26 protein-coding genes are annotated in these 24,487 nt (G+C 60.6%); 16 read left to right on the top strand and 10 right to left on the bottom strand.

What is annotated here, in order from left to right; genetic code table 11:
- Nucleotides 1-46: 46 nt before the first annotated feature.
- The 5 genes from FJ320_08810 (at nt 47) to FJ320_08790 (ending at nt 4,547) form a co-directional block, all read left to right on the top strand.
- Nucleotides 47-772 carry a hypothetical protein gene (locus FJ320_08810; GenBank protein MBM3926071.1) on the top strand — a complete coding sequence of 242 codons (726 nt, stop codon included), beginning with the start codon at nt 47-49 and terminating at the stop codon, nt 770-772.
- A 215-nt stretch (nt 773-987) separates the two neighbouring features.
- Nucleotides 988-1,503: a hypothetical protein gene (locus FJ320_08805; GenBank protein MBM3926070.1), complete on the top strand. Its 516-nt coding sequence runs from the start codon at nt 988-990 to the stop codon at nt 1,501-1,503.
- The gene (locus FJ320_08800) at nt 1,493-1,729 is read left to right on the top strand and encodes a hypothetical protein (GenBank protein MBM3926069.1); all 237 of its coding nucleotides are present in this window, start codon (nt 1,493-1,495) and stop codon (nt 1,727-1,729) included. The genes FJ320_08805 and FJ320_08800 overlap by 11 nt, the downstream gene beginning before the upstream one ends.
- A complete protein-coding gene (locus FJ320_08795; GenBank protein MBM3926068.1) occupies nt 1,708-3,207 on the top strand; it encodes a hypothetical protein in 1,500 nt (499 codons plus the stop codon). The genes FJ320_08800 and FJ320_08795 overlap by 22 nt, the downstream gene beginning before the upstream one ends.
- A 326-nt stretch (nt 3,208-3,533) precedes the next feature.
- Nucleotides 3,534-4,547: a HEAT repeat domain-containing protein gene (locus FJ320_08790; protein MBM3926067.1), complete on the top strand. Its 1,014-nt coding sequence runs from the start codon at nt 3,534-3,536 to the stop codon at nt 4,545-4,547.
- 291 nt (nt 4,548-4,838) lie between these two features.
- Here FJ320_08790 and FJ320_08785 read toward each other — a convergent pair whose 3' ends face one another.
- Nucleotides 4,839-5,303 (bottom strand): D-tyrosyl-tRNA(Tyr) deacylase, encoded by a 465-nt coding sequence (locus FJ320_08785; GenBank protein ID MBM3926066.1) that lies wholly within the window; start codon nt 5,301-5,303, stop codon nt 4,839-4,841.
- A gap of 3 nt (nt 5,304-5,306) precedes the next feature.
- Nucleotides 5,307-5,666 (bottom strand): FmdB family transcriptional regulator, encoded by a 360-nt coding sequence (locus tag FJ320_08780; GenBank protein MBM3926065.1) that lies wholly within the window; start codon nt 5,664-5,666, stop codon nt 5,307-5,309.
- Between the two features lie 186 nt (nt 5,667-5,852).
- Between FJ320_08780 and FJ320_08775 the strand changes: the two genes are divergently transcribed.
- The 3 genes from FJ320_08775 to FJ320_08765 are packed head-to-tail and all read left to right on the top strand — an operon-like array spanning nt 5,853 to nt 7,982.
- Entirely contained in the window at nt 5,853-7,265 is a 1,413-nt protein-coding gene (locus FJ320_08775) for an amidohydrolase family protein (protein MBM3926064.1), read from the top strand.
- 11 nt (nt 7,266-7,276) lie between these two features.
- Nucleotides 7,277-7,621 carry a hypothetical protein gene (locus FJ320_08770; GenBank protein MBM3926063.1) on the top strand — a complete coding sequence of 115 codons (345 nt, stop codon included), beginning with the start codon at nt 7,277-7,279 and terminating at the stop codon, nt 7,619-7,621.
- Nucleotides 7,622-7,670: 49 nt separating this feature from the next.
- Entirely contained in the window at nt 7,671-7,982 is a 312-nt protein-coding gene (locus tag FJ320_08765; GenBank protein ID MBM3926062.1) for an antibiotic biosynthesis monooxygenase, read from the top strand.
- A gap of 7 nt (nt 7,983-7,989) precedes the next feature.
- Here FJ320_08765 and FJ320_08760 read toward each other — a convergent pair whose 3' ends face one another.
- The gene (locus FJ320_08760; protein MBM3926061.1) at nt 7,990-9,099 is read right to left on the bottom strand and encodes a mechanosensitive ion channel family protein; all 1,110 of its coding nucleotides are present in this window, start codon (nt 9,097-9,099) and stop codon (nt 7,990-7,992) included.
- Between the two features lie 375 nt (nt 9,100-9,474).
- Between FJ320_08760 and FJ320_08755 the strand changes: the two genes are divergently transcribed.
- The 5 genes from FJ320_08755 (at nt 9,475) to FJ320_08735 (ending at nt 15,339) form a co-directional block, all read left to right on the top strand.
- The gene (locus FJ320_08755) at nt 9,475-10,368 is read left to right on the top strand and encodes a putative selenate ABC transporter substrate-binding protein (protein ID MBM3926060.1); all 894 of its coding nucleotides are present in this window, start codon (nt 9,475-9,477) and stop codon (nt 10,366-10,368) included.
- Between the two features lie 26 nt (nt 10,369-10,394).
- Entirely contained in the window at nt 10,395-11,147 is a 753-nt protein-coding gene (locus FJ320_08750) for an ATP-binding cassette domain-containing protein (GenBank protein ID MBM3926059.1), read from the top strand.
- Nucleotides 11,101-11,925, top strand: a complete 825-nt coding sequence (locus FJ320_08745) for an ABC transporter permease subunit (protein ID MBM3926058.1) — start codon at nt 11,101-11,103, stop codon at nt 11,923-11,925. Before FJ320_08750 ends, FJ320_08745 begins: the two co-directional genes overlap by 47 nt.
- Nucleotides 11,926-12,638: 713 nt before the next feature.
- Nucleotides 12,639-13,229, top strand: coding sequence for an ABC transporter permease subunit (locus FJ320_08740; GenBank protein MBM3926057.1), 591 nt, complete (start codon nt 12,639-12,641; stop codon nt 13,227-13,229).
- A gap of 1,174 nt (nt 13,230-14,403) precedes the next feature.
- On the top strand, nt 14,404-15,339 hold the full coding sequence (locus FJ320_08735) for a CSLREA domain-containing protein (GenBank protein MBM3926056.1): 936 nt from the start codon (nt 14,404-14,406) through the stop codon (nt 15,337-15,339).
- 247 nt (nt 15,340-15,586) lie between these two features.
- On the opposite strand, the gene FJ320_08730 is transcribed toward FJ320_08735, so the two are convergent.
- Nucleotides 15,587-16,522 carry an NAD(P)-dependent oxidoreductase gene (locus FJ320_08730; protein MBM3926055.1) on the bottom strand — a complete coding sequence of 312 codons (936 nt, stop codon included), beginning with the start codon at nt 16,520-16,522 and terminating at the stop codon, nt 15,587-15,589.
- A 165-nt stretch (nt 16,523-16,687) separates the two neighbouring features.
- Between FJ320_08730 and FJ320_08725 the strand changes: the two genes are divergently transcribed.
- A complete protein-coding gene (locus FJ320_08725; protein ID MBM3926054.1) occupies nt 16,688-17,590 on the top strand; it encodes a branched-chain amino acid aminotransferase in 903 nt (300 codons plus the stop codon).
- A gap of 229 nt (nt 17,591-17,819) precedes the next feature.
- Here the strand turns inward: FJ320_08725 and FJ320_08720 are convergent, their stop codons facing one another.
- The 4 genes from FJ320_08720 to FJ320_08705 form a co-directional block, all read right to left on the bottom strand.
- On the bottom strand, nt 17,820-17,987 hold the full coding sequence (locus FJ320_08720) for a type II toxin-antitoxin system Phd/YefM family antitoxin (GenBank protein MBM3926053.1): 168 nt from the start codon (nt 17,985-17,987) through the stop codon (nt 17,820-17,822).
- An 85-nt stretch (nt 17,988-18,072) separates the two neighbouring features.
- Entirely contained in the window at nt 18,073-19,215 is a 1,143-nt protein-coding gene (locus FJ320_08715; protein MBM3926052.1) for a pyridoxal-phosphate dependent enzyme, read from the bottom strand.
- 8 nt (nt 19,216-19,223) lie between these two features.
- Entirely contained in the window at nt 19,224-19,850 is a 627-nt protein-coding gene (locus FJ320_08710; GenBank protein MBM3926051.1) for a hypothetical protein, read from the bottom strand.
- A gap of 121 nt (nt 19,851-19,971) precedes the next feature.
- Nucleotides 19,972-20,376: a heme-binding protein gene (locus FJ320_08705; protein ID MBM3926050.1), complete on the bottom strand. Its 405-nt coding sequence runs from the start codon at nt 20,374-20,376 to the stop codon at nt 19,972-19,974.
- A 434-nt stretch (nt 20,377-20,810) separates the two neighbouring features.
- On the opposite strand from FJ320_08705, the gene FJ320_08700 reads away from it, so the two are divergent.
- Together FJ320_08700 and FJ320_08695 are read left to right on the top strand one after the other, a co-directional pair.
- Nucleotides 20,811-21,149 carry a hypothetical protein gene (locus FJ320_08700; GenBank protein MBM3926049.1) on the top strand — a complete coding sequence of 113 codons (339 nt, stop codon included), beginning with the start codon at nt 20,811-20,813 and terminating at the stop codon, nt 21,147-21,149.
- Nucleotides 21,150-21,290: 141 nt separating this feature from the next.
- Nucleotides 21,291-22,097 (top strand): hypothetical protein, encoded by an 807-nt coding sequence (locus FJ320_08695; protein MBM3926048.1) that lies wholly within the window; start codon nt 21,291-21,293, stop codon nt 22,095-22,097.
- Between the two features lie 75 nt (nt 22,098-22,172).
- On the opposite strand, the gene FJ320_08690 is transcribed toward FJ320_08695, so the two are convergent.
- Together FJ320_08690 and FJ320_08685 are read right to left on the bottom strand one after the other, a co-directional pair.
- A complete protein-coding gene (locus tag FJ320_08690) occupies nt 22,173-23,036 on the bottom strand; it encodes an alpha/beta fold hydrolase (protein MBM3926047.1) in 864 nt (287 codons plus the stop codon).
- A 242-nt stretch (nt 23,037-23,278) separates the two neighbouring features.
- Nucleotides 23,279-24,145, bottom strand: coding sequence for an alpha/beta fold hydrolase (locus FJ320_08685; protein MBM3926046.1), 867 nt, complete (start codon nt 24,143-24,145; stop codon nt 23,279-23,281).
- Nucleotides 24,146-24,487: the final 342 nt, after the last annotated feature.

Here is a 24,487-nt window from a genome sequence, read left to right as displayed (position 1 = left end):
GGCGGTGGATATGGCCTTGTCCAATTTCGGAGTCAATAATCCGCAGATGACGATAGAGATACGGTCAGGGACAATAACGGGCGCTTTGGCAGGCGGGATCACGACCAATGTGAACGTAACCGGCGTAGACGGTCATGCCGGGCCCCAGGTGCACATAGAACTGACGACGCCGGTGGTAGTGACGCCGGGCAACACCTACGTGCTGGCGGCGTCCTCACCCAACGCGGCCAATAACGTAGCCTGGTGCTATGACAATGACCTGTATCCCAACGGCCGATTGATTGCAGGCGGCGCGCCCCAGGCTACGCTTGACCACGGCTTTAGGACTTTTGCGCCACCGGACCCGGTTCTAACGGCCCTGCAGAACGTGCAGGCGGGAATAGACGCGCTGGAAGGGAAGTCGGACACGCTTTTGGCGGGGCAGGGAGATATTAGCGGCGACATAGCCAGCGCCCAGACGGCGATTCTGAACGCCATCTCAGGCATCAGCATCGGCGACGACAGCGCGGCGATAGCGGCGCTGGAAGCCAAGATGGACGCCTTTAACACCCAGTTTGACAACTTTGACGTGGATGTACGCGGGGCGCTGTTCAATTTAGGGAACAGCCTCAACGCCCACGACATGCAGTTTGACAGTTTTGACGTAGATGTGCGCGGCGAACTGCTGCACCACAGGAATGCTCTGAATGCCCTGGAGGCGAAGCTGGATACTATTATTCAGATGCTGGAAGACCTGCCGTTCAATAACGGGAAGGGTGGCGCCAAGAAGTAGCAGCAACGAATATACAGTCTGAAGGGAGGGCCGGTTCCCCGGCCCTCCCTGTTTATGTAGGCGTAGCCATGTTCTCACGTTTATGACAATTTTGTCTTGCTTGTTTTCAGGTTGTATGTCAAAATCCTGCGGCATCGCCTGACAGAGAGCAGGGGTGCAGATTAAGGAGGAGAAATGTCGAGTTATCTTGGGGTTCTAGGAGAGAGGCGGCAGGCGTGGCGCCGGGTAGGGGCGCTGGCCGTGCTGGCTTTACTGGTCTTGGGACTGGCTTACACAAGCCGGCCCACGCGGCCACGCTGACGGTTACGAATCTGAACGACAGCGGCGCGGGATCACTGCGGGACCGCGTAGCTGCGGCATCACCCGGAGAGACTATCTCTTTTAGTGTAACCGGCACAATAACGCTCACCAAAGGAGAGATAATCCTTGATAAGAATCTGTCGATCGCGGGTCCCGGGGCTGGAAGTGTCAGCATCAGCGGCAACAACTCCAGCCGAGTGTTTTCGGTGTCGAATAATTCGACGGTCAGCATTTCCGGGGTGACGGTAAAGAACGGACGGAACGCGGGCGCGAACGGCTCGCCGGGTTCCACGCCTCCCGGCGGCGGTGGCGGCGGCGGAGCGGGTCTGGGAGGGAACATCGTAGTCGCCAGTGGTTCCAGCTTAACAATCAACAGCAGCGTAATAGCCAGCGGTGAGGCCCGGGGCGGGAATGGCGCCAATGGCGGGTAGCAGGGCGGTGTTTTCACGGGCGCCGGCGGGGCGGGCGGCGGGCCTGCGGGCGGCGGCGGCGGCGGGCCTGGAGCCAGCACCTGCGGCGGCAACACCAACGGCGGCATCGGCACGGGCGGGTTTGGCGGCGGCAGCTCCGGCGGCGAGTGCTGCAGCGGCTCGTCGGGCGGCGGCGGCGGAGCGGGTTTCGGCGGCGGTGTGTTTGTGCACAGCGGCGCGACCCTAACGGTGAATAACAGCCAGTTCAACGGGAACATGGGGGCCGGCGGCAATGGCGGCCATAGCTACTGCTGCGGCGGCGCTGCTGGCGGAATAGGCGTTGGCGGCGCGGTTTTTAACAACGGCGGCACGGCCAATATCAGCGGCAGCGCCTTCTGCAACAACGCTGCCAACCAGGACCCGGACACCCATAACGCCAACAGCGTCACCAACTCGGTAGCGTGCATACTCTTTGACATTGAGACAGCGGTAGCGGCGGTAGAAGCAAAGCTGGACAACCTGGACTTTTCCGGGTTAGCCAGCCAGACGAGCGTGGACAACCTGTCTACGCAGGTGCAATTGCTGAACCAGCAGGTCACCACGGTGAACAGCAACATCAGCAACTTGCAGAACACGACTGACCAGATCCAGACCATGGTCTCCAACCTTCACGTGTCGGTGGACGCCCTTGAGGCCAAGCTGGACTCGTTGGATGCTCAGATCAACTCGCTGAACTCCCAATTCGACGCCTTCGACGTGGACGTGCGCGGGGCACTGTTAGCCATGAGCAATGCCGCCAACGCGCATTATACTCAGTTCAACAGCTTCGATGCGGAGGTCAGGGCGACGCTGGCGATCTTCGGCGACGTCCTGGCTGCCCTGGAAGCCAAGCTGGACGCGCTGGACAACACCATCAACAACCACACCACCAACGCGGTGAACGCGGCGGTGGGCGCCATCAACAGCAACACCAACACGGCAGTAAGCAACGCGGCCAATTCCATCAACAGCAACACCAATATGGCAGTAGGTAACGCCGCCAACTCCATTAACGGCAACATAGATAACTTGGATGCCGCTGTGGCAGCGCTGGAGGCGAAGTTGGACGCGCTGGACAACACCATCAACAACCACACCACCAACGCGGTGAACGCGGCGGTGGCTTCCATCAACAACAATACCAGCACGGCGGTGGGCAGCGCTACGACCGCCATCAATAACAACACCAGCACGGCAGTGGGCAACGCGGCCAACTCCATTAACAACAACATAAATGACGTGGACGCTGCGGTGGCGGCCCTGGAAGCCAAGCTGGACGCCATGGAAGAACAAAACCAGGATACGGCCGGGTTCTTCCAGAGCCTGGTGAACTCGGTACTAGAAACAAGGGACGTAGATGTCCGGGTGGTGGAACTGAAGAACAAGTCCCGCTACCTGCTGGTGACCACAGAGGATGGCAAGGCTGTGAACGCCACCATAGTGTCGGTGTTCGCGGCGGCTCCTAAGAATAACCAGCCGCTTAGCTTTGTGAACGTTACAGGCAACACCACTTCCAGCTCAGCAGGGACTGGCAGGCTGTACGTCAACATAAATCTGCCCAACGGCATCAAGGATGCCAGCATTTTTGAGTTCACTGTCCGACACGATGACGTGGACCCAGTGCTGGGCACCGTTTCCCATTATGGCGTAGCAGTGTTTGAGATTAAGGGCGGAGGCAATGATTAGGGGAGGAGCAGGGTTCTGAAGAAAGTTTCTAAAAGGGGGCGGCCCAGTATTACCGGGCCGCCCCCTTCTTAGCTTGCTTACAATCTGCCTGGTAAAATAGTGGGCCCTCGAAATCCATGATTTACTTGGCTAGAGCATCAACACGGGTGAGAAGGAAGAGAGGGACCGGACTCCGGCCCCGATTAGCATCGGGTTTTCGAGATTGAACAGGCTTACGGTGTTCAACCTTCGCCGGAATGACGAGGCACGGGAAAGGGACCAGAGGGAAGCCAGCCGCAAGATTGGGTCTATTTTCATAGCAATGGCGGGGTTTACTCAAAAACAGAATGAGCATTAGGGGCTGGAAATATTTGACGGCGGGGCTAGCGGTCTGCCTGGCGGCGGCGGTGCTGCTGCTGCCATCGTGGTCGCCGGTCAACGTTACATCGGAGGAGCGGGAGGTGGAGGGGGAGGAGTTCCTCAGCCAGGACCTGTTGGATATGCTGGACGACGCGGATGAGCCATTGCCGCCGGCTACTCCAACGTCAGTATCGATGCCTACGCCTACACCGACTCCCACGGCGACGCCCGCCGGTGGCGGGAGCCAGATCGCTGAACGGACGCCAACGCAGGCGCCAACGATTCCTCCGACGCCGATACAGCCTCCAACAATGGCGGCGCCGGGGGACGCGCGGCTCCAAGAGCTTATCCTGGCGACTCGGGAGCCGTACTGGAAGGACCGGTGGGACGCGGTGGATGCGCTGGCAAAGCTGGGGGACTCGCGGGCGACGCCGGCGCTGATTGACCGAGTGCTGCACGACGACAACCCGCACCCTAGATGGCGGAGCCTACCGGCGATAAAGTCGGTGAAGGGGGACACCGAGGCGACGATGACACAGTTCAGGAACGCACTGCAGGACGCGGACCCGGTGGTGGTGCGGAACGCGGCGGTGGGGCTGGCATTTTTCTCGAAGCCAGAGGCGGTGCCGGAGCTGGTGAAGGGGCTGAAGGACCCGGACTCGTTCCGCCGATGGGAGGCGGTCTTCAGTCTGGCAAAAGTGGGGACAGCAGAGATTGTGAAGGACCTGGCGCCTTTGCTGAAGGAGAGTTTGGAGCCTGAGCTAAGGGTGAGGAATGAGACGGCGCTGACGCTGGGGCGGATAAAAAGCGTGGAGTCGGTGAAGGCGCTGATGGAGGCCCTGCGGACCGACAGCAGCCCCCAGGTGCGGTGGAGGGCGGCGTCGTCGCTGGGGAGGATTGGGGATGCGAGTATAGTGGAAGAGTTGAAGGGGCTTCAGGCGTCGGAGGGGGACGAGGAGGTGCGGAAGTATATAGGGGAGGCGATAGAGAAGCTAAGTTAGGGCTTAGTTTGCTTAAGGGTGTGTGATAACCCCTCCGCCCTTCCACCCCGACCCCCCATTCCTTCGGCAAGCTCAGGACAGGCTCTAGCTTTCCCCCTCAAGGGGAAAGGGATCAGAGGGGACTAGCGTCAGGTTGGTTAACCAGATGGATCGTACCTCTAGTGTTTCACCCTCATCTCGCCACGGCGAGTCTTCGACCTTCGCCTTCTCCCATCAAGGGAGAAGGGATTTCCTGGGTGGCGGACGACCCCTTTGTAGACTAGAGGCCTCGTTAGGAACGCTTTTAGAGAGCTAGGCTCGGCGTGGACGGAGGCGGTCGGCACTGTCCAGGAGGATGGTGACAGGGCCGTCGTTGTCCAAGGAGACAAGCATGTGCTCACGGAACTGGCCGGTGCTGGTTTTAAGGCCCAGGCCGCGGAACATTTCGACGGTACGCATGTAGAGGGCCTCAGCATGGGCGGGAGGAGCGGCGGCGGTGAAGTCTGGGCGGCGGCCCTTGCGGGTGTCGGCGTAGAGGGTGAACTGGCTGACGACTAGAAGCTGGGCGGAGGTGTCGAGGGCGGAGCGGTTGAAGTGGCCGGCGGCGTCGGCGAAGAGGCGGAGGTTGGCGGTCTTATCGACGATATAGCGGGCGTCGTCCTCAGTGTCCTGGGAGGATACGCCGAGGAGGATGAGGAGGCCGTGGGGTATTTGGGCAATTTCGCGTCCGTTGATGGAAACGCTGGCCCGGGCGACGCGCTGGAGCAGTACCCGCAAGGACTAAGCCTTGGCGGGAGTGGATTCCGACTTCTTCTCGGTCTTTTCTGTCTTCTCGGCCTTGGCTTCTGTCTTGGCCTCAGACTTAGTCTCAGCCTTGGTTTCAGTCTTGGAGGACTCTTTTGTCGAGTCTTTGGAGTCCTTCTCGTCAGAGCTGAGGCCGGTGCCGTTAGCCTTGACGCTGGAGCGAGCGTAGTCCGTAGTGTAGAAGCCGGAGCCTTTGTAGATGATGGGGACGGGGCGGAACTTGCGCCTGGAGCGGCCTGAGCAGCGAGGGCAGACGCCCACCGGCTCGTCGGTGAAGCTCTGCTTAAGCTCAAAAACGTGGCGGCATTTCGCGCACTGGTAATCGTACAAAGGCATGCTGCGGAACCCCTTACAACAATTTAGCAGTCGCCTGGGTGGACTGCTAATTCCAAGCGTGAAGTTTAGCATTAATCAGCCTTTTCTGTCAACGACCCGAGAAGCAATTGTGTGCCTAAAACAGTGTTGGCTTGGCCTCATGACACGTGGTAGTGTTGACGCAAAATACCTAGGGAGGCGGAGTCCATGGCAACGCGTCGGGCGGAGGCGCTGGTGAAGGGGGGACTGGTGGTGACGGGGCAGGGGATTGGCCGCTACGACATCCTGGTGGAAGGCGGCAAGGTCAAGGATATGGCCCCGGACCTGTCGGGCCGGACGGCCAGCCTGGTCATCGACGCGACGGGGAGGTATGTGCTGCCGGGGGCGATAGACGCGCATACGCACCCGGTCTATGCCGACAAGATGGACACCTTTTCCATCTGCGCCGCCTACGGCGGGATTACCACGATTATCGCCTTTGTAGGCAACGTCAAGTCCTGGGGATTCAGCGGCTACACCACGGACATCGTGAAGGGATTCATCGAGGAGGGGGAGCGGCTGTCGTACCTGGACTTCGCGGTGCATGGGACCTACGCCGCGGCGGACGAGGAGACGCTGGCGCGGTCGATTCCCGAGCTGGTGCGGATGGGCGTGCCGTCTTTCAAGGTCTTCATGGCATACAAGCGGAGGGGGATGATGATATCCGACGAGGCGATGCTGCGGGCCATGGACGCGGCGTCAAAGGAGGGCGGGCTGACGATGGTGCACGCTGAGACGGGGTGCTGCATTGAGTTCCTGATGGAGCGGTATATCTCGGAAGGGAAGACGGGGCCGGAGTGGTTCCTGCCGGCCCAGCCCAACGTGCTGGAGGCGGAGGCGCTGAACCGGGCGGCGACTTTCGCTAAGATTGTGGGCACGCCGCTGTACCCGGTGCATCTAAGCACCAAAGAGGCGATGCCGGTAGCGCAGCGGTTTCGGGAGGACGGCGGGCTGCTGTTCACCGAGACGTGCCCGCATTATCTAACGCTGACCAACGAGGAGATTTTGGAGAAGGGGCCTATAGCCAAGGTGGGGCCGCCGCTGAGGGAGCAGTCGGACGCCGACGCTTTGTGGAGGGGGTTGTCGGAGGGGACGATCGATGTGGTAGGGAGCGACGCAGGCGGGTTCACTCGCGCGAGGAAGACAGCGGGGGCGGCGTCGGAGAGCATTTTCGAGGCGCCATACGGGCTTAACACGGTGGAGTTCATGGTGCCGGTGGTGTGGAGCCACGGGGTCAATCGGGGTCGCATAAGCCTGCCGAGGCTGGCGCAGGTGTTTTGCGAGAATCCGGCAAAGATTTTTGGGATTTATCCGCAGAAGGGGACGCTGCAACCGGGGTCGGACGCGGACATAGTGCTGTGGGACCCGACGAGGCTGCACAAGGTCCAGGGCCAGCATGGCAACACGGACTATTCGTCCTTTGACGGGTTCGAATTGCTGGGGATGCCGGACCTGGTGATGCAGCGGGGTCGAGTGGTGATTGAGGGTGGGAAGGTGGTTGGGAAGCAGGGAGGGTCGAAGTTTGTTAAGGGGAATCCCAACGCTACGCCCTACGCGCCGCGCGGACACAAGCTGGGGTAGGCGGCGGCACCGTGTATATCGAAGTGGACGTGCAGGAGGGGCCTAACTCCTCATGGGCGGTGAACCGGATGTTCAGCGCGCTGGAGCCGCCGAGGCTGGTGTCGCGGGTAATGGCGTCGGACCCCAAGGGGCGGGAGGTGATGTGCGCGGTGACAGGGTGGTCGAGCGGGGGGCCGGTGGCGGCGAAGGCGGCGCTGGTGGAGGACTCGGGGGAGGGAATCGTGATGCTATTGTTTGGCGGGGACCAAGGCATTCGATTGAAGCCGGCGGATGATGCGGAGGGGTGGGACCTGGCGAGTCCGAGGCAGTGGGGGGAGCCGTGCCTGCTGCTGAGCAGGGATGTTAGGATGGAGTAGAAGGCAAGCATTAGGATAGCCTGATTATGGCAGGAAGGGAGATACGGGTATGTATGTACGAATATTCTGGGGACGGGTAAAGCCGGGAGCGTGGGACGAGTACGAGCAGCATTACGACAATACGATTATGCCGGTGTGGGAGCGGGCGAAGGGGTTCATTGGGCGGCAGCTTTTACGCAGCAACGACAACCCAGACGAAGGCATATCGATTACGTACTGGGAGAGCCGGGAGGCGGTGGAGGCGTACGAGCGGAGCCCGGAGAGGAAGAAGAACGCCCAGTCGGTAAGCCACCTGTATGCCGGGGAGTACTGGGTGAAGCGGTTCGAGGTGCGCTCCAGCAACCTGAAGAAGCAGATGTAGAGCGGGGCTAGTCCGCGCTGGCGGGGTTCTTTAGAAGATGGCCTGCGCCGTTGCCGCTGGGCTGGACGAGCTTTCGCACAGGGTGGTTGATCTCAATGCCTTCCTGGGTAAAGCGGGCGTGAAGGCGACGGATAAGCTGGTGGTTGACGGCGAAGGTGTTGCCTCGATTGGTGGCGCGAAGGACTATCACGAAGTCGATGTTGGAGTCGCCAAACTTGGTGAAGACGACGGCGGGTTTGGCGGTCTTGACGACCACGTCTTCAGGGAGGGCGTTGATGACCTCCTGGCCGACGTCTTTAGCCACCTCCTCCACCCGGGCCAAGTTGGACTCGTAGGCGACGCCGCAGTTCACCACCGCGCTCATCTCCGCCGTGGGACCGTTGTAGTTGGTGACGATGCTATCGGCCAGCTTGGAGTTGGGAATAATGACATAGTTGCCCTGGGGGCTCTGTATTTTGGTGCTGCGCCAGCCGATGTCCACCACCTCGCCCATGGGGCCGCCCTGGATCTCGATGAAGTCGCCGGTGGCGATGCTGCCGTCGGCGACGACGTAGAAGCTGGCGAAGAGGTTGCTGAGGGTGGGCTGGAGGGCCAGGGCGACGGCCAGGCCTCCGATGCCGAGGCCTGCCAGCAGGGGGCTAATCTGGACCCCCAGGTTAGCCAGTATGAAAAGGGTACCAACGGAGTAGATTAATACGCCAGCTATGCGGCGCAACAGGGGAAGGAGCTTATCGTCCATCTGGCTGCGAGTCTTGTCGGCCACGTCGCGGCCATACCACAAAAGGACGGCGCTGACCAATCGCTGGAGGGCGTAGAGGAGGAGCGCCATGGCGAGGATAAACCAGGTGTTGTTGATGATCTCCTGGCCATCGTTGAGGAAGGTGGTGCTGGTGAGGCCCAGGAAGGCGCCCTGGAGAAGCACCATGAAGAAGAGGGGGCGAGATATGGCGGCGACGAGGAGGTCGTCCAGGGAGGTCTTGGTGCGGGCGGTGAGGACACGGGCGATGCCGGTCAAGGTGGGGTGGATGAGGAAGGCGATGAGGAGCGCGCCGCCGAGATAGGCGGCGGAGAAGAGGACTTCCCAGGCTATGGAGCCTTCAGCAAAGTCAGGATGCATAGCCCTCCAGATAATGAGTGGTCAAGGGGATTTTACCATCGATACGGATGAGAGCAAGGTTTCGGGCGGGTCATTTTGCCTCAACTGTGGGATATATTGACTAACATCAATAGGAATCATTAATATTTTCAATACTTGATATGAACGCTCAGATTATTCGACCGGCAATTCATAGAGGCTTCACCTGAGGGCGCGCCTGGACTGGGCGAGGTGCGTCCTGCCGCGTTTACTTGTTCCCATAGCCGACTAGACTTCTCCGCTGTAGGCCCCTTGTCCTGTTCCAGGCTGCGTGCCGTGGGTATTGCACGTAATCCCGCTGGAATAAAGAACAGGTGTAAGGAGGCTTCAGTGATTAGGTTATCAAGACACTGGCTCTTGCTTTTGCCATTGCTGCTTGTGCTGATAGCAGCAGCCGCTTGCGGTGAAGAGGACGGGACGCCGGGGTCGGGCAATACCCCCGCGGCGAGCTCATCAAAGGTTCTGAATATTGGTGCGATTCCGGACCAGGATACGGCGGTGCTGGTGCGACGCTTCAGCGGCGTGGCCGACTATCTGAGCCGGAAGCTGGGGGTGGAGGCGAAGTACGTGGCGACTGTGGACTATGCCGCCGTGGTGACGGGGTTCAAGAACGGGGAGATTCAGTTAGCGTGGTTCGGCGGGCTGACGGGGGTGCAAGCGCGGAAGGTGACACCCGGCTCCGTGGCGATAGCCCAGCGGCCCATCGATACGCAGTTCCATTCGGTCTTCATCGTACAGAAGGACCTGGCCGCGCAGACTCTGGCGGACTTGAAGGGGTCCAGCTTCACTTTCGGCAGTGAGAGTTCTACGTCGGGCCACCTGATGCCCCGGTACTTCCTGCTACAGGCGGGAGTGGACGCCGATAAGGACTTCAAAGGCCTGCCTAACTACTCAGGCTCTCACGACACTACATGGAAGCTGGTGGAGAGTGGGGCCTTCCAGGCCGGGGCGCTGAACGAGGCGGTGTGGGCCACGGCGGTGCGGGAGGGGAAGGTGGACCTGAACAAGGTGAGAGTGCTGAACACGACGGACGCCTATTACGATTACAACTGGTCGGTAAGGGCGGACTTGGACAAGACCTTTGGCGCGGGCTTCACGGACAGGCTGAAGACAGCGCTATTAACTATGGGCGAGGATCCGGCGATGGCGGCTATTTTGAAGGATTTCAGCACGGATAAGTTTGTGGCCGCGGACAACAGCCTCTACGGGGCGATTGAAGACGTGGCCAAGCGACTAAAGCTGGTAGAGTGACGTTTGTGGCGCTAACTCCCAAGCCCCTGGTGGTGTTACAGGGCGTCGCGAAGAGCTATAACGGGACGGCGGCGCTGTCGCCGCTGACGCTGCACATACGGGACGGGGAGCGGGTGGCGCTGCTGGGGCCCAGCGGCAGCGGGAAGACCACGCTTTTGAACTTGATTGGCGGCGTGATCAAGCCCGACCAGGGCGCGGTGACGCTGGACGGCATCGACGTGGCATCACTGCACCCTGGGAGGGAACTGGCGGGGCTGGTGGGCGTAATGCACCAGCAGCTGGACCTGGTGCCGCACCTGTCGGTGATGCACAACATCATGGCGGGGCGGCTAGGGTATTGGAGCCTGTGGCGCTCCCTGGTCTCGCTGGTGGCGCCGCAAGAGAAGCCGATGGTGCAGGACGCGCTGTTGCGGGTGGGAATACCGGACAAGCTGTACGAGAGGACGTCGCACCTATCGGGAGGGGAGCAGCAGAGGGTGGCGCTGGCAAGGCTGCTGGCGCAAGGGTCGAGGGTGGTGCTGGCGGACGAGCCAGTGGCGTCGCTGGACCCGGCGCGGGCGGAGGACCTGATGCAGCTTTTGACCAGGATAGTGTCGGAGTCCAACAAGACGCTGATAGCCAGCATACACACGACGCACCTAGCGCGGGCCTACTTCACTCGCGCTATTGGCTTGAGGCAGGGCAAAGTGCAGTTCGACCTGCCGGTGGTGAAACTATCGGACAACATACTTAATGGCCTCTATAACCTCAGCGAAGGCCCAGCCAAAGCCAAGGCATAGCTTCTTCCAGGGCCGCGGCTTCCTGACGCTAATCCTGGTGGTGGCCGTGCTGTGGAGCCTGGCGTCGGTGAACTGGGTGGAGGACGTGGTGCACCCGGGCGGGTGGTCTGCCATTGGACAGCTAGTTAAGGCCGCCCTTACGCCGGAGCTATCGGCATCGTTTTTGAGGCTGGGGGTAGAGTCGGCGTGGCAGACGGTGGCCTACGCGGTGGCGGGCATGTGCCTGGCGCTGGCGATAGGGTTCCCGCTGGGGGTCCTGGCGTCGGGGGCGCTGGCGCGGAGCCGGGGGGCGCGATGGGCTAGCGCGGGAGGCTTTCGGTTCACGCTGGGCTTCCTGCGGTCGATACACGAGCTGGTGTGGGCGTGGCTGTTTGTGGTGGCGCTGGGACTATCGCCGATGGCGGCGGTGCTGGCGCTGGGGATACCGTATGGGGGCATTCTGGGCCGCATCTACGCCGACATATTGAACGACGTGCCGGAGCAGCCGTTGAGGGCGCTGCGGAGCTCGGGGGCGTCGGAGTGGAAGGTGCTGCTGTTTGGGCGGCTGCCAATGGCGATGCCGGACATGCTGAGCTACAGCTTCTATCGCTTCGAGTGCGCGCTGCGGTCGGCGGCGATTATGGGGTTTGTGGGGGTAGGCGGGCTTGGGTTGCAGATACAGTTGTCGCTGGGGGACTTGCGGTATGAGGAGGTGTGGACGCTGCTGTACTTCCTCATCGCGATTATTACGCTGGTGGACGGGTGGAGCGCGTGGGTGAGGAGGTCGATGACGAGATGAGGAAGGATAGAGGCCATGTCTCCGCCGAAGCCACGACCTTCTGTTCTTTCGACCAAGCCTGGGCTAGGGCAAAACTTTCCCTTCAAAGGTGTGATGCGAAGCACATTCCTGTTCTTAATCGGGATACCATCCCCTGGCCCCTTCCTGCTGGAAGGGGAAGAGAAAGTAAGGCACCACAACCCCCTCTAACTCCCCCTTCGCCTTTCAGGCCGAAGGGGGAGAACCAGATGAGACGTCCCCCAATCCCGGCTGGCTCAAAAGACTCGCAGTTTGTCAGAAGTCAGGCCTCTAGCGAACATCACGCGTCTCAAGGGGGGAGAGGACCAGAGGGAACACGAGGAGAGACCCCCATTCCTTCGACCCTTCGACCAGGCTCAGGGCAGGCGCACTCAGGACAGGCTCTTTATCCTTCCCCCGCAGGAAGCGGGGGAAGGGGGGATTCGGGGGGAGAGAAGAGACCTGAGGGGAGGAAACGGTGGTGGACGCCGGTGAGGGTGTCGGCGGTAGTGGCGGTGGCGCTGGCGGGGGCGTCGTGGGGGTATATTTTGTCGGGCAGCGACAGCGGGTTTGGGGACCTGTTCAACGGCAACACGTGGCGCCGAGCGTGGGGGTTCCTGGAGGACCTGGCGGGGGTGGGCAGGCCGGGGACGCCGGCGTTCCTGGATGCCTCCAAGTGGGCGGAGGCGGGGAAGCTGGCGTACAGCACCCTGGCTATGAGCGTGCTGGCGATAGGGATTGCGGGCTTCCTGGCTTTGCTGACGTTTATGGCCGGGGCGTGGAACGTGGCGTCCGGGGAGCTGGCGGTGTCGAGGTCGCCGGTGTGGAAGGGGATGTTCTTTGTGGTGCGGGGACTGTTCATAATCACTCGCGGCATTCCGGAACTGACCATGGCGATGATAGTGGTGTTCCTGTTCTCGCCGGGGATATTGCCGGGGGCTATCGCGCTGGGACTGCACAATTTTGGCATTGTGGGGAGGCTGTCGTCAGAGGTGGTGGAGAACCTGGACCCGAGGCCGGCGAGGGCGCTGCGGACGGCGGGGGCGAGCCGTTTCCAGATGCTGGCGTACGCGATACTGCCGCAGGCGATGCCGCAGTTCCTGACGTACCTGTTATATCGATGGGAGGTGATTATTCGGACGACGATTGTAGTGGGGTTTGTGGCGGCGGGAGGGCTAGGCCGGGAGTTCCGGCTGGACATGAGTTTCTTCAGGTACACGGACGTGGCGTTGCTGCTGATGTGGTACCTGATACTGGTGGTGATGGTGGACCTGGCGAGCATGGGGATGAGGAGGCTGGCGCGGTAGGGGGATGGATGGGGGAGGTTCAATAGGCCGGATGTGGCACGCTACCTAGGTCAAAGAGGTATGATGCTGGTCACGGAAGGTGATAGTAGTTGTGTGACTAGGAGAGAGCGGGGCGTGCCACTCAAAAGCCAAGCCAGGCTTTGGTCATAACAGATTCCTCGACTAGGTCCGAGTACAAGCCGATAAATTGAGCTTCCCTAATTGAATAGAAACTAAGGTTGGGGAGACTCCGCTCGGAATGACAATTCGCTTTCATTTTCATAGACCTCGGTCCTTAATGAACAAGGGGCGTTGCAGGTAGAAGTTCATACCTTACCGCACTATAAGTGGCGCGGCATAGATCTTGCTGGCGGCCACAGAATGCGCTTTGAGAACGGGTGTATTTGAAAAGATTTTTTAGGGGGAACAATTCAGAGTTTCAGGCGTGGGCTAGATACGGAATTGTTTTCTGAGTTGTCCTTATTGTTCTCTTGTTAATGACCTCAGTGATGATGGGCTTATGAGTAAGGGACTGATGATCAGGGTGATAAGGATAGCGACCAGAGGAGTCTTAAGTAAAGAGGCAGATGTCACTGGCAGGCGGCCAGTTTTGCTTCTTAAGGCGCACTAGTCCATTTGGCAGGCGGCCTAAGTCCTGGCGGGTGGTTGAACGTGTGATGGGAAGGACTAAAGTACACCGCAATTACCATTAATACCGGGCGGGAAGCCCAGGCGGCGGCCTATGAGGTATATATGGCTAGCGTTGATTTTGGCGGGGATGATAGCGCTCATCAACTGCGGCGAGGATGAGCCGGGCGCACTGAACAGCACGCCATCGCCGACTGCTACCGCGACCTCCCCTCTGCTGCCATCGCCATCGCCTACCGCTACGCAGACTCCGAGCCAGACGAACTCGACAAACGGCGGTTCGTCGCCCACGGCCACCGCGACGTCAACTCCTACAGTGACATCGACGCCTACGCAGACGCAGGCTACGGCCACGATGACGCCGACGCCCATCGTAAGGTCCTCAGGGACGCCGACGCGTCCCGGCATACCCACCGGCAAGCGGACTGGCAGACCTTTTCGCTTTGACCCTGATGGAGATGATCGCAACTGCACCGACTTCAGCAATTGGGATGAGGCCCAGGACTTCTACGAAGCTGCTGGAGGGCCTGACAGTGACCCGCATGTGATGGACGGCGACGGCGATGCCATAGCATGTGAGAGCCTCACCGGCGCGCCAGCGGTCTTGCCACCTACTCCCACCCCCATGCCGACCCCCACGCCGATTTCGAGCACCCGGACGTTTAGCGTGAATACCACATCGGATGCGGCTGACGCCTCGCCAGGGGACGGGGTGTGCGAGACGGCAGAGGGTCAATGCACCCTTCGGGCCGCGGTGGAGGAGGCGAACGAGCTGGAGGGAGAGACGGAGGTAACGCTGCTTGCAGAAGAGTACGGTTTAACACTGGGCGAGATAGCCGTGAACGCGACGGTAACAATTACGGGGGAAGCAGGGACGACCATCGATGGGGGAAGGGTGGAGGGTGACGTCAGCCGGGGGAGGCGGTTGTTCCATGTTATGCCGGATGGGGACCTAGGGCTTGGTGTGATGACCCTACAAAATGGAGCGCGCTACGACTCAGCGCAGAGTGGTGTTCTGCATGGAGGCGGGGCCATTGTCAACGAAGGCAAGCTGACTATCGAGAGTGTGTTGATTCGAGACAGCTATGCGGATGTACGAGGGGGGCTGATTCTGAACCTGGGCGAGATGATATTGACGGATGTGACGTTATCGGGCGGGTGGACGTTCTATATCGGCGGCGCAGGTATATATAACGAGGAGGGAGCGGAGGCGACGATAACGCGGGCGCGTATTGAAGATAATGAGTGCTCGCGGAGCAGCAGCGGCGGCGGGATATTCAATGCAGGAGTCATGAGCATAGTCGAGACGACGCTGCAGGATAATTTTTCGGTCAATGGATCAAATATAAGGAACGGCGTGAGCGGGCGGCTGACGATTCGGGGGAGCATACTGGTGGGGGGGGGTAACCCGGGGGAGGGACCCGGGGGGATAAGCAATGATGGAGAGATGGTGGACGAGGGTGGGAATTCGTTTGGGCCGTAGGGGGAGGTGGGAGTGGGAGGGCGAGGGAAGGTGAAGGTAGTGATAATGGGGCGTGATGGTGGCAGACGTATCGTTGAGGTTTCTCGACCCATTCGACAGGCTCAGGACAGGCTACGCTCGAAATGACATTTATCCCTACCAGCCCCCTTCCCCATGGAGAAAGAGAAGTCAAGGTTAGGTAAGTGGTGGGTAGCGGTTTAGGCATAGATCCTTCGACTGGGTACCGACGAGTACATCGGCACTTCGCTCAGGATGACAAGTCAGCGATACGGATGCCGGCCTCTTTTTCCAGCAGCAGGCCGAGGGCGCTGAGGTCCAGCTCGCTCATGCCTTGGTCGGCGGCCTGGCGGAAGGCTTCGAGGGCCTGGGAGGCGGCGCGGAGGGGGACGCCGGAGTCTCGGCCCATCTGATTGACCAGGGACATGTCTTTGAGGAGGAGGCGAAGGGGGCCGCGGGCGTCGTCGTAGCGACGCTCAAGCATAATGGGCCCGTTGCGATCGAGCATAAAGCTCTGGCCCCATGACACTTTAAGGATTTCCAGAAGTTGCTTGGGGTCGGCGTCGGCCTTGGCGCCCAGGACCAGGGCCTCGGCGGCGGCGAGGGTATGGACGCCCACCAGGAGCTGGTTGATGAGCTTGACCACGCTGCCAGCGCCGGAGGGGCCGACGTATCGAACGGTGGAGCCGAGGGTATTGAAGATGGGCAGGGCGCGGTCAAAGGCGTCACGGTCGCCGCCGGCCATGATGGTGAGGGAGGCGGAGGCGGCGCGTTCGACACCGCCGCTGACGGGGGCGTCGAGGAAGCGGGCGCCTTTGGCCTTGGCGGCGTTGTAGATGCGGCGGGAGGTGGTGGGACCGACGGTACTGAAATCGATGAAAAGCTGGCCGGGGCGGGCGTTGGCGATGAGGCCGTCGGGGCCGAGAAAAACGCTTTCGGAGGCGGGCACGTCGGGGAGGCAGGCGAGGACGGCGTCGCAGGCGCGGGCGATGTCGGTGGGGGAGGAGGCGGGGGTCGCTCCAAGGGAGACTATGGATTGGGCTTTTGCGGGGGTGCGGTTGTGGACGGTGAGGTGGAAGCCGGCGGAGAGGAGGCTGCGGGCCATGGGGAGGCCCATGCGGCCGATGCCGATGAAGCCGATGCGATTAAAGAGTTGGCCGGACTTGCCTACGTTGGCGTGGGGCATGACGTACCTCCATTGTGACCATAAGGTAATTCAATGCGGCAGATCACCACCCTCACCCTTCGACAAGCTCAGGGTGAGCGGCTTTATATAGTTGCCTTTGTATTATTTCCACTCATTTTATTTGCCTGATATTATGACATCGATTGGAATATTTGGAGGTGCGTTATGGCGGAGCGCGTGGTTTATCTCAATGGGCAGATTGTTCCCGAGAGTAAGGCCAGCATATCGATTCGGGATTTGGGGTTTTTGCACGGGGACGCGGCTTTTGACACGGCGCGGACGTTTAACGGCAAGGTGTTCAAATTGCGGGAGCACGTCGATAGGCTGTACCAGTCGCTGAAGTTTTTGCGCATCGACCCGGGGATGCCGGCGGAGCAGATGGCGGAGCTGACGGGGGAGGTGGCGCGTCGGAACGCGCCGCTGCTGGGGCGGAATGAGGACTACTGGGTCAGCCAGCGAGTGACTCGCGGGCGGGTGGACGACGCGTCGCACAGAGCGACGGTGCTGATTGAATGCAGGCCGCTGCCGTTGAAACAGAGGGCCAAGTATTTTCGGGACGGGGTGCAACTGGTGACGTCGTCAGTGAGGCGGACGCCGCCGTGGGTGATGAGCCCGCAGGTGAAGACGCACAACTATCTGAACGTGGTGATGGCGGACCTGGAGGTGAAGAGCCAGAACCCGGACGCGTGGGTGGCGCTGCTGGACGAGCGAGGGAACCTGTCGGAGGGAAGCTCCTATAACATTTTCCTGGTGAAGGACGGGGTGCTGTACACGCCTCGGGCGCAGATGGTATTGAACGGGATCACTCGGCAGACGGTGCTGGAGCTGGCGTCGCAGTTGAAAATACCGATGGTGGAGAAGGACGTGGACCTGTTCGATGCGTCGGCGTCGGACGAGATGTTTGTAACGACCACAAGCGTCTGCATATTGCCGGCGAGGAATTTCAACGGGGTAGTGATAGGGAACGGGCATATTCCGGGGCCGGTGACGAAGGGGTTGATGGCGGCGTTTAGCGAGCGGGTGGGGATGGACTACGTGGGGCAGTATTTGGCGCATTTGGGGGAGTGAGTGGAGACTTCCCCCTTAAAAGTGGCGAGCGCGTGGCGGCAGTCACGTTGATTAGGTCCTTCACTTTGTTCAGGATGACAGTAACAAACCTTTTTCTATTATTCCGAGGCCCCTAATCGGCGCCGAGAGGCTAACTGCCCCGTTTGCTACACAGCCTGACGACCGTCACGGCGATTAGACCCTTCGCGGGGCGCATAGTAACGATTGCGGCGGGTGATTCAGGGAGGCCTTAAACTCCCCCCCAGGGGATGGTACGGCCCTGACGGATATCTTCTTCAGCTTCGCGTATGCGAGCCATGGCCTCTGGGTCTGAAAGGATATCCAGGGTCTCAACGAGGCCTTCGTAATCCTCGATGCTGAGCATGACGGCGACTGGCTTGCCATGCTTGGTCACGATAACTCGTTCTTGTTTTGTGGTGACTTGGCTATTGTCTTGGGCAGATCAGATCGCAAATCTTTTAAGCTGATTGAATTGCTCATGTCTAAAACCCTGGTATCGCTTCCTTTATGCCGAAGCCGGTCAGAGGGAGGAGGACGCGGTCGGTGGGGTTTATGATGCCGCGTTTTTTGAGGACTTCGGCGGCGCCGACGACGATGGCGGAGGTGGGCTCGACGAGGAGGCCTTCCAGTTCCGCCAGGGCTTTTTGCCAGCCGAGGAGGCTTTCTTCGGGGACGGTGACGAAGCTGCCGCCGGTGTCTTTGGCTTGAGCCACCATATCTTGGAGTCGAGGGGGCGTAGGAACGCCGATGCCGTTGGCGCGGCTTTTGGCCTCGCCGTCGTAGGGGGTCCAGGGACGGCCTTCGAAGGCGGAGACCACGGGGGGCGTTTCCTGGGTCTGGGCGCCGTGGAGGCGGGGCATTCGCTTGGCGCGGCCGTCCTGGAGCATCTCTTTGAAGCCCCGGTAGAGGCCCTGGTAGATGGAGCCGTTGCCGATGGGGACGATGATGTGGTCGGGGAGGGGGTCCATCTGCTCGGCGACCTCGTAGGCGAGGGTCTTAAGGCCTTCGATGAAGTAGATGTTCTGGGCGTAGCTCATGAGGAGGATGCCCTTGTCCTCGGCGAACTCGCGGGCGGCCTCGCCGCGGGCTTTGCGGCCACCGCTTATCCAGTTCATTCGCGTGCCATGGAAGGCGATGGCGTGGAGCTTGCGGTGGTCTCTGAGGGCTTCGGCGGCGAAGCCGTGGTAGGTGATGCCAGCGCGGGCGCAATAGGCGGCGAAGGAGTGACCGGCATTGCCGCCAGTGCCGTCGGCGACTTCTTTGACGCCGGTCTCCTTGAGGACGGAGACCTGGACGAAGTTGCCGCGGTCCTTGAAGGAGCCGGTGGGGTTGAAATATTCCAGCTTAGCGTTGATGCTGCCGAGGCCCAGTTTTTGACCGACGCGAGGAAGGGGCACGATGGGAGTATCGCCTTCACCCATGGTGACCATGCGGTCGGGGTGATTGAGGGGGAGCATGGGGGCGAAGCGGGCGGTCCCGCGGGCGTTGCCGAGGACGCGAGCGCTTTTGGCGGCGGGAGTGTCGTAGAGGGCGTCGAGGAGGCAGCCGCAGGCGTCGCAGTAGATACGGTATTTGGAGCTGTCGTGCTTTTTGGCGCATTTGACGCAGACGAGTTGGAAGGCCATGGGTACTCCTAGTTGCTCAAAAGGATTTGGTTTGAGAGGTGGCAGGGGACGAAGTGGTATAGAGCGATTCTATTGGATGAAGGATAGAGGAATGGAGCAGTGGAAAGCAAAAAGCAGACGCCTGTTGGAGTGGGGACGGTCTGGGGTGCGCTGGGGTGGCAGGCCTGGAACCACGCCAAGGCCAGGTCCTTTGATTCGGCGCCGTGGAGGGCACCGCCGCTTTCTATCGCCCACCGGTTGGACCAGAGGCTGCAGGGCTGAGCGCCCACGACGCTTTCGCAGGTGAGGGCGGGTCGAATGAGGGTGTGGCTGCCGTCGAGGTGGTCGATGCGCAGGGAAGGGAGCTTATCGAGGTATCGAAGGCCAAGCTCTGGGGTCAGGGCTTTGTCGATCTCGTCAAGCTGCGCGACGGAGTTGATGGCGCTGAGGGTTTGATCGATAAGCGGTTTGTTATTGGTGTCATCGGAAGAGATAGGGCTGCCCTGCTGCTGAACGCCCGCAACTTTCCAGGACAGGGTCATGGATTCGACGGGGCCGAGATGGAAGGAGGGCTGGCTCGCGGCGCAGGATATAGGGAGGAGGGTAAGGAGGGCCAGCGCAGCCGTGTATAAGAGTATGTTTGTTAGTCGAGGCACAACAGGGCCTAGGGATGATAACTCAGACTGATTGGGCGGGGCAGAGACATCAAAAAGGAAGGCCGGCGCCTGGGAGGGGACTGGTCGGGGCGCCGGCGCCTTTAGTGTGAAGGGACAGCGGTTACTTTATGACGGTGGCGATGCCGGCCTTGGAGCAGTCTTCGTCCTCCTGGCTGGTGCCGCCGCCGACGCCCACGCCGCCGATGGGGTTGCCGTTGCGGATGATGGGGACGCCGCCCTGGCTGGGGATCATGTGGCCGCCTTCCGCGGCGACGATGCCGCGAATGATGGGGGCGTCTGCGCGTGGCTGGAGCTCGCCGCTGGTGCGGCCGAAGCCGACGGAGGCGATGGCTTTGCCCTGGGAGCCGTAGACGCCGGCCCAGGTGGCGTTGTCCATGCGTTGGAAGGCGAGGAGCCGACCGCCGGCGTCCACCACGGCGACGCTGACTCGGATTTTGAGCTCCTTGGCCTTGGCGATGGCCCCGTCGATGATTTTGTTGGCCTCGGACAGTGTCAGGTCCGCCATAGAAACCCTCCTGTTAGAACGATTTGGGTAATTTAAACGCCGGGCACGCTCAATGTGGGGAGAGGAAGTGGGCCGGCGACAGCAGTCTAAAGGGCGGCAACCTAGTCGTCAAGGCTGGCGCGATTCAATGCCAGAAAACACTTGCAAATTTATCCTGCTATGCCTGCCCTCGACCAGCGTCAGGGGCGGGCCTTAAAGCATTCGATGCGCCAGGGCAAGCAACGAGATACCTGATGATTTAATTATAGAAAGGGGCGTCCGGCAGTCTTTAAATAGGAGACTCTCTCTGGTGTAAAAGGAAGCGAAGATAGTCCTGAAGAGCGGCAGTTTAGTCCTAGGGGCTGAATGAATCAGGTCTGAAGCTCACAAATCTAGCTCACCTTATGAAAGTGTTGTCAGGGGCTAGATGGCAGGTGGGGGACAGACACAAGGCAATGCAATTCGGATGGGTTGGGAGACAAACAAAATTGACTTCACAAAAAGATAAAGTTATGGGAGCAGTTGCACACACAGGTCTCATTTCCAAGCGTCTAGGGCTTATAGGCGCACTTCTGGCCTTGGCGGCCCTGTTGTTCGTGATTCTGGGACCGGCTTCCAACTCGGCCCCGGCCACGGAGGCCGCGGCCGGCGAGGTGCTGATCCTAGACCCGGCGGGTTTTGATGGCGGGTTCGGCACCAGCAGACTGGCCATGCACTTCACCAATGCCGGCAAGACTCCTGTCATTGTAGATAACGCAACCTGGGCGACAATGACTACCGCGCAGTTTGCTTAGTACGACGCGCTGGCGTTCCCCGACCCGACGTGCTACTTTGGCGGACCTGGCGATACTTCGCCCAGGTCCGCCAAAGTAGCGAACCCCACGGAGTGGGCCAATGCGGTAGACGGAAACGTCATCATCATTGGCACCGACGAGGTGTTCCATTACGCCCAGGGCGGCGACGGCCTGATGGACGCGGCCACGGACTTTGTGGTGGCGGAGGCAGGCAAGACGGGCCCTTACATCTCGCTGAGCTGCTACTACGACAGCAGCGGCTCGCCCGCTCCCGTGGTCGGGACCACGGTCACCTTTACGGTTATCGCCGGGCCTCATACCGGCACCACCGGCACCGGCGTGACTAACGGCAGCGGCCAGGCTTCATTCACTCACACTGGGACGGCTGCGGGGACGGACACCATTGAGGCTACCTTTGTGGACTCGGCCGGCAGGACGCAACGATCCAACCGGGTGACCAAGACCTGGGAGGAAGCGCCGTTGGTTGAGATCTGCGGCCACGGCATCGATAACGATAGAGACGGGCTGATAGATGAGTACTGCCCTGTGGCGAAGGGCCGGATGACCGGCGGCGGCAGCATTGGCGACAGTCCTGCGAAGCACGGGTTCCAGCTAAACTGCAACGCCTCCGACACATCCAACAACCTTGAAGTGAACTGGGGCAAGGGCAACAAGTTCCATCTGGAGAGCCTGACCTCCGCCGCCTGCAGCGACGACCCGGCCATTGGCCCGGAGAATCCCAAGGCCGGCTTTGACACCTATAAGGGTAGCGGCAAGGGACGCTATAACGGCGTGTCCGGCGCCACAGCCGAGTGGGTATTCACCGACGCGGGTGAGCCTGGCTCCGACGACACCATGGAGATCATGATCAAGGACAAGAATGGGAATGTAGTGCTGGTAGTTGCTGGGAAACTAGGTGGAGGGAACCACCAGGCCCACAACAGCTAGGCTTGTATTGGATTCAGATGGAAAAGCAGAGGAGAGGGCGACCGCCCTCTCCTCTGCTTTTAAAGCGAGAAGGCCTCAGGAGACAAGGAAGTCCAGTACCAGTTGGTTGAATTCTTCTTGCTTTTCGATGTGGGGCCAGTGGCCGCATTGATCGAAGGTGTGGAGTTGGGCACCGGGGAGGAGGCCGGCGGCATGGCGGGCGTGGGAGGCGGGGAAGATGGTGTCCTGCTGGCCCCAGAGTACTAGAGTGGGGGCTTTCACGCAGGGCAAACGGTTGGACAGCAGCGCATGAGGCCTTAGGCCGAAGAAGTTAACCCCGTAGCGCAATATTTTAAGCATGGCCTGTTTGTTGCCGGGGATGCGCCGCTCTTGATAGAGGGCTTCGATGAATTGGGGGGTGGCGAAGGCGTAGTCGTAGAAGATGCGGCGGAGGGTCCACTTGACGCTGTCCCGGGTGGGACGCGCCATGAGTTCGCCCATGGCGGGGATGCTCATGAGGCGGAGGAAGCCAGCGACCTGGCGGCCCAGGCCGGCGGAGTCGACGAGAATTAGCTTATGGACTCGCTGGGGGTGTTCCAGGGTGAGGGCCAGGGCCATGAGACCGCCCATGGAGTTGCCGACGAGGGAGACCTGGTCGAAGCCGGAGGCGTCCATGAAGTCGAGTAAGAAGGCGGTGGACTTTTGCAGGGAGTAGCGCCAGTCGGGCTTGTCGGAGTGGCCGTGGCCTGGGAGGTCGAGGGCGGCGACGGTGTGGCGGGAGGCCAGGGCGTCGATATTGGCGTGCCAGACGATGGCGGCTTCGCCGAGGCCGTGTAGGAGGAGGAGGGGAGGGCCCTGGCCGGCGAGGAAGCACCGGACGCGGATGCCGTGGGCGTGGACCCAGGTCTCTTTGCCGGGGAGGGATAAGATTTTGGCGGTGGCGGTAATGGGTGGGCCTATGGTGTGGTGGGATGGCTTAGAGTGTAGCGGCGTGGTGTGAGGGCGGCAACGGGGAGGAAAGGAACAGGGAAAGAGGCTAGAAGAGAAGCCATATTAGGCGTGGTCTGGCCTGGCGGACGGAACGTAGTTCCAGGGTTTACCCCTCATTCCTTCGACCAGGCTCAGGACAGGCTCTGCACCTTCTCCCACAAGGGGAGAAGGAATTTCCTTGGAGGCATTTATTCCTTTAGATGACATTTGCGCTACGGGATGCCTGTGGAGAGGAACTGGAGGACGAGTTTATTGAAGGCTTTTCGGGCGTCACGCTGGGGCCAGTGGCCGCAGTTGTCGAAGACTTTCAGGCGGGCCTTGGGGATTAGTTTGGCGGCGCGGTAGGCGTGCTTAACGGGGAAGATGGCGTCGCGCTTTCCCCATAGCACCAGGGTAGGCGCCTTGAGTTCCGACAGACGGTTGGTGAGGACAGCCCAGGGTTTGACGCCCAGGAGGTTTACGCCTGAGCGCAGCATTCGGAGCATGGCGGCGGTGTTGCCGGGTCGGCGGCGCTCCTCGAATAGGGCGGCGACAAAGGCTTCAGTGAGGCCATCGTCATCGTCGGGGAGCCGGCTCATTAGAAATCGGACGCCTTGCTGCTTGGGTAGGGCCATGAATTCGCCGAGGAGGGGAAGGGAGAGGAGGCGGAGGAAGCCGGCGACTTCGCGGCCCAGGCCGGCGCTGTTGGCGAGGACCAGTTTGTCGATACGCTCCGGGCGGTCGAGACCTAGGGAAAGGGAGACGAGGCCGCCCATGGAGTTGCCGATGAGGGAGGGCTGGTGAAGGTGAAGGGAGTCCATAAAGTCGATGAGGAACTCCTGGGACTCGTCCAGTGAGTAGCGCCATTGAGGGTTGTCGGAGGCGCCGTGGCCGGGGAGGTCCAGGGCGATGACGGTGTGGTTTGAGGCTAGTTCCTCCATGTTGGAACACCAGACCAGGGAGGACTCGCCGAGGCCGTGGATTAGGACCACCGGCGGGCCCTGGCCGAGGCGGAAGTAGCGGACGTTGACGCCACGGGCGCGGGTCCACAGTTCCTGGCCTGGCATGATGATATGTCTGGGACTGGGTGTCGGAGGCATAGATAGACCGTCGAATTAAGGTTATGTAAATTTAATTCTATCGTCGCTGGGCGGGATGCTCAACCGCTATTTTGACTATTTGGCGTGCCTAGCCCTAACATGGAGCCCGTGTTGGTGTCCTTGTAGTAAGCGAATGCCGAACACTGTCCGGATTGTGTCCGTGATGACGACATGAGGTTTCCGACAGAACAGATTCTTCGACTATGTCTCAATGAGTACATCGAGACTTCGCTCAGCAACCGTCTTTAGAGTTAGGCATAAATCACCTTAGGAGAAAGATGCCAAGGGGTCTTATGTTTGAGCATAGCGTTGAGGATGGTAAGGAGCTTGCGCATGCAGGCC

The organism is SAR202 cluster bacterium (assembly GCA_016872285.1).
Classification (GTDB): Bacteria; Chloroflexota; Dehalococcoidia; order Lucifugimonadales.
The sequence above is the reverse complement of the archived record's forward strand: the minus strand, read 5'-3'. Positions and strand labels throughout refer to the sequence as shown.